This is a genomic window from Acinetobacter sp. WC-323 (assembly GCF_000314615.1).
GTDB lineage: Bacteria > Pseudomonadota > Gammaproteobacteria > Pseudomonadales > Moraxellaceae > Acinetobacter > Acinetobacter courvalinii.
This window is the reverse complement of record NZ_AMZS01000055.1, coordinates 1-3,343: the sequence shown is the minus strand read 5'-3', so window position 1 is coordinate 3,343 and position 3,343 is coordinate 1. Positions and strand designations below refer to the sequence as shown.

The following is a 3,343-nucleotide window of genomic DNA, read 5'->3' as shown; positions in this document are numbered from 1 at the left end:
ACCTTGAAAGTGCCGACCATGGAAGGGATTCATCTGCTGTATCTCGAAATAAATAAGATATTTAGCTTATCATGTCAGCCTATTTGCAACAGTGCCTATGCGAGCAGTTACTTATACTGCTCTTTCTCATGTCCTAAAAGCCTTTGACCATGTCAAATCGCAACATTGAGGTTATCTTGTTTTGGAATAAGCGTGGTCATTGTATGAAAGTGTTGATACATGATGGACTGGGTATTCAAAGCTCTACGGTTGAAACAAGCAACATTTCACTGGACTCAAACTCATCATAGTGAAACAATTACAAGCATTGATTCAGAGTTTCGCTTGATAAAGAATTTGACAATGTGCATCAAACATCATGACATCAATTCAGTCAGCCAAGCTGAATAGCCTAGATCCGTGTCTGTGCAGAAAAGGACGCCTTCATATAAAATAACTCAAATAGATAAATTACCACCACACTGCTAGAGCCTGAGCTGAATTTAAAAATATCTATAGGGTTCACCGGGGACTTACAGTAAATTTAACTTGGATAAAAAATATCCCCCTTAAAAAAGTGGGATATTTTTAATTTATTTATTTATTTAATATTTCTTTTAATTCATCTGCACTATATGTCGATAAATTTTCTATAGCTGCTCGAACAATACTTGAACGATTTATTCTTGCATTTTGCCCTTTTACAACCAGCTCATCAATTAGTTTACTAATATCTTCATTGAGAGAAAAAGTGTAACGAATAAATTTTTTTTCACTTGATTCTAAAGCCTTTACCCTCTTTTCTGCACCAGATATAAATGCATCTAACATTTTATCTTGTTCAGTAGGTTCAGGTTTTTTGTTTAGCCCAGTTAAACCAGCCATAGTTATACTCCTAAAAACTCTCTTGCAATACTTTCAATTTCAGCTTTCGCTTTAGGATCACTATTTACTTCAAAAACCGAAAGCCCATTTTCATCTGCATCATCATAAACATTTCGATTTGTTGTGATTGAATTCAATGCATCAATACCAAATGATTTGCATGCCTCTTTTGCATCTAAAATTCTTTGAACTTGAGAAGGAAGAGTTGGACACTGAGTAATAATTGCTCTAGCTTTCAGATTTGGATTTACTGTCTTTGCTAATTTTAAAACTTGTTCCATATGATCTAAAGTTTTTAGATCTCTTCGTTTGGGTCTAAACGGCAATAACATATGTGTAGCTATAGTCATTGCTGAACGTAATGCTTCAGAATCCTGTCCACCTGCATCAATGATAATATCTTGGTATCTTTTATCTAAATCTTTTAAAACTGAACGTATATTCCCTGATGCTTGTACTGATGGAATATTATTTAATTCATCGTTTTCATCTCTTTCTTTGACCCAATCTGTTGTTGTTCCTTGAGGGTCAGCATCTAATAAGAGGACGTCTCTTTGACTTTGTTGTAAGTAAACTGCAAGATTTTGAGCTAAACAGCTTTTACCAGCACCGCCTTTTTCACCACCAACTAAGATAATCATAATTTATGTAAGTTACGTAAGTTTGTTTGTGTATAATTTAACGGTGATTTATGAAGTAATCAACTATCATGAAAAAAAAATTAAAAAAAAGTTATCCACAAAAGAATGGTCTTTTTGAATTTATATATATTTATTTAAATTTATTATTTATATCTCTGCTCAAAGCTTGACTAGCAAAGGGATACAGGAAGTATATGTTGACAAATTCCTACCAATAAGTTGACTTTTTCCTGTTTCTGAGTTGACATATTCCTACCAATAAGTTGACTTTTTCCTGTTTCTAAGTTGACAAATTCTGTGCATAAGTTGACAAATTCTTTTATTAAAAATACTTTCATTTGTGGACGTTAAGTAGTATTGTCAATATATCTATTTATAACATTTTCCTTAATATATCTCCCTATGAGTAACATAGTATATAAAGATAATAATTTGGTTGAAGCATCGTATTCACTAAATCTATCTGAGCAAAGGCTAATATTAATTGCGATCATTGCTGCTCGAGAAATTGAGAAAGAACTTACTTCTGATACTATACTTACGATTCATGCTTCTGAATACATGAAACAGTTTAATTTAGGACGTCAAGCATCTTATGAAGCGTTACAATCTGCATGTGATAATCTTTTTGAACGGCATTTGAATTATAAAGCAGTAGATCCTATAACTGGAAAAATAGGAATATACAAAAGTAGGTGGGTTTCAAAAGTTGGTTATGTTAAGGAAGAGGGATGCGTCCAACTAATTTTTGCACCAGATATTATCCCCTTATTTGTAAAACTTGAAGAAAAGTTCACAAGATATGAACTTAAACAAATCTCACCACTTACAAGCATTTATGCTATTCGCCTGTATGAGTTACTCATACGTTGGAGATCAACTGGTAAGTTATATATTTCTATAGATGAGCTTAGATCAAAACTCGGATTGATAGAAGATGAATATAAAAAGATGGGAGACTTTAAAAAAAGGGTTCTTACCGTAGCTTTAAATCAAATTAACAAATTTACGGATATTACTGTTTCTTATATACAAAAAAAGGAGGGAAGAAATATTTCAGAATTACATTTCATGTTTGAAGAAAAAGAACAAAATAAAACGAGTACAAGTGCTCCTTTAGAGCCAACTTATAAATTGACAGCTAAGCAATGTATATTCTTTGCTAAAAAGCTATGTGATATTACTAACTATCCAAAATTTGGTAATGATTTCGCACATCGTGGAGAGACTCTAGAAGACTTTCAGGAAAGGATATCAAGTGATCTTCTTGATAGCGATAATGTTAGAAAGTATTTTTCTTATTTGTTAGAAGTTGGTTATGCTCCTAAATACAAGAAGTAACCCTTTAGTTAATTGTCACTTTAAACAAAAGACCACGCCCTTTCATACTAAGTTTTTAATTAAGATTGCTTTCATGTGATTTTAATATGAATTAGCATAAGTTACATAACTTATGCTGGTTAAGTAACCACCTATCCTGCCTTTATAATTTATTGCTGCAGTTCTCATCATCATTGGAATAAGTGGACAGATTCCTGACACGGAATACTATAACTGAGGTCACCTAAATAGGATGCATAAGTTATGCAAGTTACGCCACTTAAATAAGTTAAGGCGCTAAAGCGATAAAAGCTACATGATAGCCAGTACTGAGCACTGGCGATCTAAGTCAATGCTGCAGTTCTCATCATCATTGGAATAAGTGGACAAATTCCTGACATGGAAATTGCAGCGAGATTGGCTAAAGTTACTGCACTGATTATCAGTCGAGATGTCGTTATTGATTATGCCTTATACGGAACTCCAGAATTAGCCCTCGTTGCGAACAACAAAGCCAG

General features: G+C 33.2%; 3 protein-coding genes. 1 reads left to right on the top strand and 2 read right to left on the bottom strand.

Annotated elements, in window-relative coordinates; all coding sequences use genetic code 11:
* Nucleotides 1-576: 576 nt before the first annotated feature.
* Both ACINWC323_RS06450 and ACINWC323_RS06455 read right to left on the bottom strand, forming a co-directional pair.
* Nucleotides 577-864 (bottom strand): hypothetical protein, encoded by a 288-nt coding sequence (locus ACINWC323_RS06450; RefSeq protein WP_000908082.1) that lies wholly within the window; start codon nucleotides 862-864, stop codon nucleotides 577-579.
* Nucleotides 865-866: 2 nt separating this feature from the next.
* Complete coding sequence (locus tag ACINWC323_RS06455) at nucleotides 867-1,505, bottom strand: AAA family ATPase (RefSeq protein ID WP_000585007.1); 639 nt, start codon at nucleotides 1,503-1,505, stop codon at nucleotides 867-869.
* A gap of 402 nt (nucleotides 1,506-1,907) precedes the next feature.
* Between ACINWC323_RS06455 and repM the strand changes: the two genes are divergently transcribed.
* Nucleotides 1,908-2,846: a replication initiation protein RepM gene (gene repM, locus ACINWC323_RS06460; protein ID WP_002046604.1), complete on the top strand. Its 939-nt coding sequence runs from the start codon at nucleotides 1,908-1,910 to the stop codon at nucleotides 2,844-2,846.
* Nucleotides 2,847-3,343 lie beyond the last annotated feature (497 nt).

Excerpts from the sequence above, each read along its gene's own strand:
- ACINWC323_RS06450 (WP_000908082.1), bottom strand. The coding sequence starts at position 864 with ATGGCTGGTTTAACTGGGCTAAACAAAAAACCTGAACCTACTGAACAA.
- ACINWC323_RS06455 (WP_000585007.1), bottom strand. The coding sequence starts at position 1,505 with ATGATTATCTTAGTTGGTGGTGAAAAAGGCGGTGCTGGTAAAAGCTGT.
- repM (WP_002046604.1), top strand. The coding sequence starts at position 1,908 with ATGAGTAACATAGTATATAAAGATAATAATTTGGTTGAAGCATCGTAT.